Origin of the sequence: Companilactobacillus zhongbaensis, from assembly GCF_003946515.1 — a bacterium.
GTDB classification, from domain to species: domain Bacteria; phylum Bacillota; class Bacilli; order Lactobacillales; family Lactobacillaceae; genus Companilactobacillus; species Companilactobacillus zhongbaensis.
On the sequence record NZ_RHOM01000010.1, the window covers coordinates 74,037 to 81,392 of the forward strand.

Annotated in this window: 5 protein-coding genes; 4 read left to right on the forward strand and 1 reads right to left on the reverse strand. The window is 39.5% G+C overall.

Going from position 1 to position 7,356, the window contains the following annotated elements; translation table 11 throughout:
• The first annotated feature begins 5 nt into the window (after positions 1-5).
• Genes smc through ffh form a run of 4 tightly spaced genes read left to right on the forward strand, consistent with a single transcriptional unit; the run spans position 6 to position 6,863 of the window.
• Positions 6-3,551, forward strand: coding sequence for a chromosome segregation protein SMC (gene smc / locus EKM69_RS06360; protein WP_125709289.1), 3,546 nt, complete (start codon positions 6-8; stop codon positions 3,549-3,551).
• A gap of 8 nt (positions 3,552-3,559) precedes the next feature.
• The gene (ftsY, locus tag EKM69_RS06365) at positions 3,560-5,068 is read left to right on the forward strand and encodes a signal recognition particle-docking protein FtsY (RefSeq protein ID WP_125709291.1); all 1,509 of its coding nucleotides are present in this window, start codon (positions 3,560-3,562) and stop codon (positions 5,066-5,068) included.
• Between the two features lies 1 nt (position 5,069).
• Positions 5,070-5,411, forward strand: coding sequence for a YlxM family DNA-binding protein (gene ylxM, locus EKM69_RS06370; RefSeq protein WP_125709293.1), 342 nt, complete (start codon positions 5,070-5,072; stop codon positions 5,409-5,411).
• A 12-nt stretch (positions 5,412-5,423) separates the two neighbouring features.
• The gene (gene ffh, locus EKM69_RS06375) at positions 5,424-6,863 is read left to right on the forward strand and encodes a signal recognition particle protein (RefSeq protein ID WP_125709295.1); all 1,440 of its coding nucleotides are present in this window, start codon (positions 5,424-5,426) and stop codon (positions 6,861-6,863) included.
• A gap of 91 nt (positions 6,864-6,954) precedes the next feature.
• Here the strand turns inward: ffh and EKM69_RS12485 are convergent.
• Positions 6,955-7,356, reverse strand: a 402-nt coding sequence (locus EKM69_RS12485) for a hypothetical protein (RefSeq protein ID WP_225423852.1), incomplete at its 5' end; no start/stop codon positions are given.

A 7,356-nucleotide genomic window follows, 5' to 3' on the forward strand; every position in this document is an offset into this window, starting at 1 on the left:
AATTTATGCCATTAAAATCATTAACTATCAACGGGTTCAAATCGTTCGCCGACAAGACCAAAATTGATTTCACAACTGGTATCACAGGTATCGTCGGTCCAAATGGTAGTGGTAAATCCAATATTACCGAAGCAATCCGTTGGGTGATGGGTGAGCAATCAGCTCGTTCTTTGCGTGGCGATAAGATGGTCGATGTGATTTTTGCGGGTAGCGATACTCGACCACAAATGAACCGGGCAGAAGTAGTTTTAGAGTTTGATAACTCTAATCATGAATTGAAGTCACCTCAAGAAAATGTCACTATCAAGCGGAAACTCTTCCGTAATGGTGATACAGAATTTTCGATCAATAATAAGAGTTGTCGACTCAAAGAAATTACCGAAATGTTCATGGATTCAGGGATGGGAAAACAATCGTTCTCCATTATTTCTCAAGGTCGAGTGGAAGAGATTTTCAATAGTAAACCAGTTGAACGTCGTTCGATCATTGAAGAATCAGCTGGAGTGGCTTTGTTCAAACAAAAGAAACAACAAGCGGAATCAAAATTATCCGATACGACTGATAATTTGCACCGTGTTTCCGATATTGTTTCAGAATTGGCCAAACGAGTTGAACCACTGAAAGAACAAGCTAGTATCGCCCGCGATTACAAGGAACAAAAGGGTCGTTACGATGCCTTGTATCAACAAATTTTAACGTTGGAAGTTAAGGATTTAGCTAGTCAAAAGAAAGAAGTCCAGACTAAATCTGATCAAGTTAAATTGAGCCTGAGAAATATCGATCAAGACGTTAAGAAGTCAAACATCAAACTCAATCAAAACCGTCAAACTGTTGACGAAATTGCCAACAAGATCGACCAACGTCAAAATGAATTAGTTGAAAAGACCCAAAACTTAGAAAAACTCAATGGACAAATAGCCGTTTCTGACGAAAGAAACGGTTTTAATACGTCTAGTAAAAAATCAATTGATCAACGAATTACTGATTTATCGACTGATAAACGAAATAAGAATGAACAATTAACAGAAGTAAAAGCTAAATTAGCAGAGTACCAATCATCGATCGATGATCTTACCAAACAATACCAAGACGTTAAAAAGCTCCAAAATAAAACACCAGAAGAGCTGAACAAAAATATTACTCAAGCTCGAAACGAATACGTTAATGCATTGCAACAACAAGTATCTAATAGCAATGAGCAAAAATTCTCTAATAAGCAACTAACGAGAATTGCATCTAGTTCAGCTGACCAGGAGAATAAATTGGCTGAGATCGTCAACTTGCTAAATGAAGCTAATGACAAAATTGCTCACGTTAAAGATCAAATTAGTCAATTAGATCATGAAAATGAAGACCTAGTTAATAAGAGTCAATCGATCCAAGCGTCGATCGAAGATGTTACTAACAAAGGTCAAAGTGAGAATCAAGAGTATTTGAAATTACTTGAAGGCATGCAAGAAACGAAAGCACGGAAAAATATTTTAGAAAATATGGAACATGAACATGCTGGTTTTTACGATGGAGCTAAAAATGTCTTGAATCATTCTCAAGACATCGGTGGCATCATCGGAGCGGTTGCCGAACTGATCGAAGTACCTCAGCAATATCAAGTTGCAATTGAAACAGTTGCCGCTAGTCAGTTGCAATCTATTATTACCGAAGATGAAAGCTCAGCTAAAAAGGGAATTAGCTTTTTGCGTGGTAGCCGTGGCGGACGGGCCACCTTCTTGCCTTTGAACATTATTAAACCGAGAAATATTTACCCTAATGATTTAAGTCATGCCCAAAATGTTGATGGCTTCATTGGGGTAGCTGCTGACTTGATCAACTATCAGGATCGAGTAGCTAACGTTATTAAAAATATTTTGGGTACCGTCTTAGTCGCAAACAATATTGATGCGGCTACTAAAGTTTCAGCAGCTGTAGGTCGGAAGTATCGAGTGGTCACTGTCGATGGGAACGTCGTCAACGCTGGTGGATCTATGACTGGTGGACAACAACGACGTTTCAATACTAGTATTTTGACTAGAAAAGACGAGCTCGAGAAATTAACCCAAAAACTAACTCAACAAGAAAAGACTCTTGATCAAAAGCAACAAAACGTTCAACAATTACGGGCTAAATTGATTGAATTAAGAGACGAAAATCGCTCGATCAGTGACGAGTTGCAAAAGTACAACGATACTAAGTCAGGCTTAGAAACACAGCTAACTAGTCATCAAAGTGAACAAAAGCATTTGCAAGAACAACAAAGTGCTTTGCAATATAATCAAAAGCGAACGCAAGAAGAACGTGCTGAGATCGAAGAAGAACTCCAAAACCAAGTCGATTTTTCTAAGCAATTAAAACAACGCTTGGCGGATCTGCAAAAAGATATTGATGATAAGCAAACGGTTTTAAACGATTTTGATGCTGAATTGGAGAAAACCAACCAACGTGCTCAAGAATTGCAGACGAAGCTGATGGTAGTCAAAAATAGTCACCAAAATGAATCCAATCAAGCGGAACGTTTAGAAAATGAAATAGCTGATCTTGATCGTCAGATTCAACAATTGAGTGGCCAACTGGAACAATTGAATTCGGAAAGCAAACAGTTGAACATGAGTAACACTGAGATCAAGTCAAAAATCGTTGAACTACAAAAGTCGATTGCTGACATTAAAACTGATCTACAGGGATTACAAAAGCAACGTGAGGAAAAAGGCCAAGAAACTGAACAACTGAATGAAGCTGCTCAACGCAACTTTGATCTGCAGAAACAAGCATCAGACGAACAAGAGAACCTGGCTATCCAGTTGACCAAGATATCTAACAACATTAATAGTCGTTTGGATACTTTGGAGAGTGAATATCAGATCACTTATGAGGCTTCCTTACAAGCAATTGAAGAGGTTGATTTAGACACTGATAAATTAAGACATGATGCTCATCTGTTGAAGATGGGGATCGATGAATTAGGTCCAGTCAATTTATCTGCGATCGAGGAATATGATAGTGTTAAAGATAGATACGAATTTTTGACGACACAACAAGACGACTTAGTTAAAGCTCGTCAACAGTTACTCGATACCATGTCAGAAATGGATCATGAAGTAATTACGCGATTCAAACGGACTTTCGATGATGTTTCGGCAGCTTTTGAAGTTATTTTCCCAGAAATGTTTGCTGGTGGTCGTGCTAAACTAGTATTAACTGAGCCAAATGACATGCTCCAAACAGGGATCGAGATCATTGCTCAACCACCCGGGAAGAAATTCCAACGTTTAAGCTTATTATCCGGTGGAGAAAAAGCTCTAACAGCGATCACACTGCTTTTTGCCATCATCAAGGTCAATCCAGTGCCATTTTGTATTTTGGATGAGGTCGAGGCCTCACTAGATGATGCCAATGTGTATCGTTTTGCTAATTATTTGAATCGTTATGATGACAATACTGAATTTATCGTGATCACGCATCGTAAAGGGACAATGATGAACGTAAATCGCCTATACGGTGTCACAATGGAAGAGTCAGGGGTATCCAGGATCCTTTCCGTTGAGGTCAAAGAATAGGAGAAATTATGGGACTTTTCGATAGGATTAAAAAAGCCTTTACCGGCAACAACGAAAAAGACAAAGAAGAAGAAACAAAAAAAGTTGACCAAGAATCGGCTGAGCAAGCCACTGAGCAAACTGAAACTGAGTCGACTGAAGCACCAAAATCTGCTGACGAGTCTGAGGGAACGACCGAACCGACTGAAAAAGCTAGTGATGAAGTAGAAAAGCCAGAAACCTCAGAACCAGAAACAGCGGAAACTAATAAAACTGATTCGCAAGTGTCGGAAGAAAAAACTGAGGACACTCAGTCAACTGCAGATTCTGACCAAACTGACGTTGAGCCAGAAGTAACACAAGAAAATGAGACGCAAGAAAAATCAACTGATGAAACAGTTGAGCAAAAAACTGAGCCAGAAGCCACACCGGTTGAAGAAAAGACTGAACCGGATGAAACTCCTGATGAATCCGAAGAGGAAACTGAAGACAAATCTTCAGAGGCTGTAGAAGAACAAGTTACCTCAGCTGAAGATGAAGTTGCAGAGGATGAATCAGAGACTGAAGAAGGTTCTGCTGACGACGAGGCTTCAGAAGTAAAGGAATACGATGAAGGTTTGAAAAAGAGTCGGACTTCATTCTCAGCTCGTTTTAATAAGTTCTTGGCTAACTTCAGAAGTGTCGATGAAGAGTTCTTCGATGATTTAGAAGAACTTCTGATCGAATCTGATGTTGGTTATGAAACGGCATTGCGGATCTCAGACGAATTACGAGAAGAAGTTAAATTGCGTAATGCCAAGAAACGTTCTGACGTTTCCGATGTTATCGTTGAAAAATTAGTCGACATGTATGACGAAGAAGGCAAAGAAGAAGACAATGCTTTGCACTTCAGTCAAGACGACATGCCAACGGTATTCTTATTCGTTGGTGTTAACGGTGCTGGGAAGACGACAACTATCGGTAAATTAGCTCATCGTTTCCAATCACAAGGTAAAAAAGTCTTATTAGCCGCTGGAGATACATTTAGGGCAGGAGCTATCGAGCAATTACAACGTTGGGGTGAACGCGTCAATGTACCTGTTGAAGCTAAGGCTCCCCAAACAGATCCAGCATCAGTAGTTTATGATGCCTTACATCGTGCTATTAACGAAAAATTCGATATTTTATTAGTCGATACAGCTGGTAGATTGCAAAACAACCAAAACTTGATGCGTGAGCTTGAAAAAATCAAACGAGTGATCAGTCGGGAAATCCCCGAAGCCCCTCAAGAAGTTTTATTAGTACTTGATGGATCAACTGGTCAAAACGCTTTGAGTCAAGCTAAGCAATTCAAAGAAACAACTGATGTTTCTGGTATCGTCTTAACTAAACTTGACGGAAGTTCTCAAGGTGGTATCGTCTTAGCAATCAGAAATGAGTTACACTTACCAGTCAAATTAGTTGGTTTAGGTGAACAAATGGATGACTTGCGTGACTTTGATGCCGAGAAATTTATTTATGGACTATTTAAAGATCTAATCGTCGGTTCCGGTGATTAATATGGACATAAAGAAAACAAATGAAATAAATTTGTTGTATAATTTTTATCATTCACTACTAACTACCAAACAAGATAAATACATGAATTTGTATTATGTAGAAGATTTTTCCTTAGCGGAAATTGCTGAGCAACTCGACGTTTCTCGACAAGCAGTATTAGACAACATCCATCGTTCAGTAGCACTATTAGAAAAATTCGAACGTGAGTTAAGCTTAGTTGAAAAGACGACTGAGATCGAATCGGTCGCCAGTGAACTAAATAAGATCGTTTCAACTAAATATAAAAATGATAAAGAATTGTTGGCATTAGTACGACGAATTTCAAAAATAAACGAAATGTAATAGGAGTAAAATATGGCTTTTGAAGGTTTAAGCGAACGACTTAATAAAGTTTTTTCGTCCCTAAGGGGTAAAGGTAAGCTTAGCGAAGACGACATCAGATCCGTCACTCGTGAAGTACGAATGGCATTGCTTGAAGCCGACGTTAATTTTGACGTAGTAAAAGACTTTGTTAAAAAAGTTAAAGAACGTGCCCTTGGCGCAGAAGTTATGGCTAGTTTATCGCCATCACAACAAGTAATTAAAATCGTTGACGAAGAATTAACGAAGTTAATGGGTACTGAAGCAGTCCCATTGAACAAAGCACCACACATTCCAACTATTATCATGATGGTTGGTCTTCAAGGTGCTGGTAAAACTACCACAGCTGGTAAGTTAGCTCGTCGCTTGATGGATAATGATAAAGCTCGTCCATTATTCATCGCTGGAGACGTTTACCGTCCTGCTGCTATTGAACAATTGCAAACTATTGGTAAGCAATTAGATGTTCCTGTATACGAAGAAGGAACTGATAAAGATCCCGTTGAGATCGTTAAAAACGGTCTTGCTCAAGCTCATGAAAACAAAAACGACTACGTGATCATTGATACGGCTGGTCGTTTGGAAATTGATGAGCAATTGATGGATGAGTTGCAACGGATCAAAGATCTAGCACATCCAAATGAAATCTTGTTCGTTGCTGACTCCATGACTGGTCAAGTAGCTGCTAAAGTTGCTGCTGGATTCGACCAACAATTAGATATCACCGGTGTTGTATTGACTAAGTTAGATGGTGACACTCGTGGTGGTGCTGCACTATCGATCAGATCCGTAACTGGTAAACCGATCAAGTTCATTGGTCAAGGTGAAAAATTAGATCAATTAGACGTCTTCCACCCAGATAGAATGGCAAACCGTATTTTGGGAATGGGTGACATGCTCACACTGATCGAAAAAGCCCAAAAGGACTATGATGAAGAACAAGCCAAAGACATGGCTGAAAAGATCAAAGAAAACAGCTTTGACTTTAACGACTTCATCGACCAAATGGATCAGATCCAAAAAATGGGTCCACTAGACGAAATCATGAAAATGATCCCAGGGATGGCTAACAATCCAGCCCTAGCAAACGTCAACATTGGAGAAAAGGATATCGCTCACTTAAAGGCCATCGTATACTCAATGACCCCACAAGAAAGAGAAAATCCCAAACTATTAAACCCATCAAGAAGAAGAAGAATTGCCAGTGGTTCCGGTCGTTCAGTCCAAGAAGTAAACCGAATGATCAAGCAATTCAAGCAATCACAAGACATGATGAAACAAATGAGTAAAGGAAACATGCAAGGCATGGACCAACTCATGGGAAATGGAGTACAAGGCCGCTTAGGAAAAATGGCAATGCACTCCATGGTTCGGAAACAAAAGAAGAATAAGAAGAAGCGTTTGAAGAAAGTCAAAAGATTCAAATCGAAATAAAACACAGAGAGTGGAGGCACACGGGTAGCTGCTGAGGATTAACGCGTGTAGTCGCACAAGGTGCTGCGAAGCAGTGCCGCGACTACATGTGTTAACCGGAGGCCGCTGTGTGCCGGAACTCGTTTTCGCATCCTTGAGGATAAAACAAAAAAAGCACTATCCAAATTGCTGCAAGTTTAGCAAACATAAATGGACAGCACCTTACTATTGATACAAAGCGGTGCCTGCGGACAGTTTCTAAGCCGGAGTCGCTATCTCCTGAAACGCGCTCCACTATCAAGCTAAAACGCGTACCGACAAAGTAAAAAAAGCAAAACCACACAAACAAATCTAAAAAAAAGATGATGGCGAATTTTATAATCAAGTTAGCCACCTTAAGAAAATCTGAATAAAAAAACACCAAGACGGAAAAATCAGTTATCATTGGAGTTCCGACACTAACAATGAAAGAGGTTTTTCGTCTTGATGCATCAACAGAATACCATAATTCGCA

Bases quoted from the DNA above. Each gene is read 5' to 3' on its own strand.
- smc (WP_125709289.1), top strand. From the start codon at position 6: ATGCCATTAAAATCATTAACTATCAACGGGTTCAAATCGTTCGCCGAC.
- ftsY (WP_125709291.1), top strand. From the start codon at position 3,560: ATGGGACTTTTCGATAGGATTAAAAAAGCCTTTACCGGCAACAACGAA.
- ylxM (WP_125709293.1), top strand. From the start codon at position 5,070: ATGGACATAAAGAAAACAAATGAAATAAATTTGTTGTATAATTTTTAT.
- ffh (WP_125709295.1), top strand. From the start codon at position 5,424: ATGGCTTTTGAAGGTTTAAGCGAACGACTTAATAAAGTTTTTTCGTCC.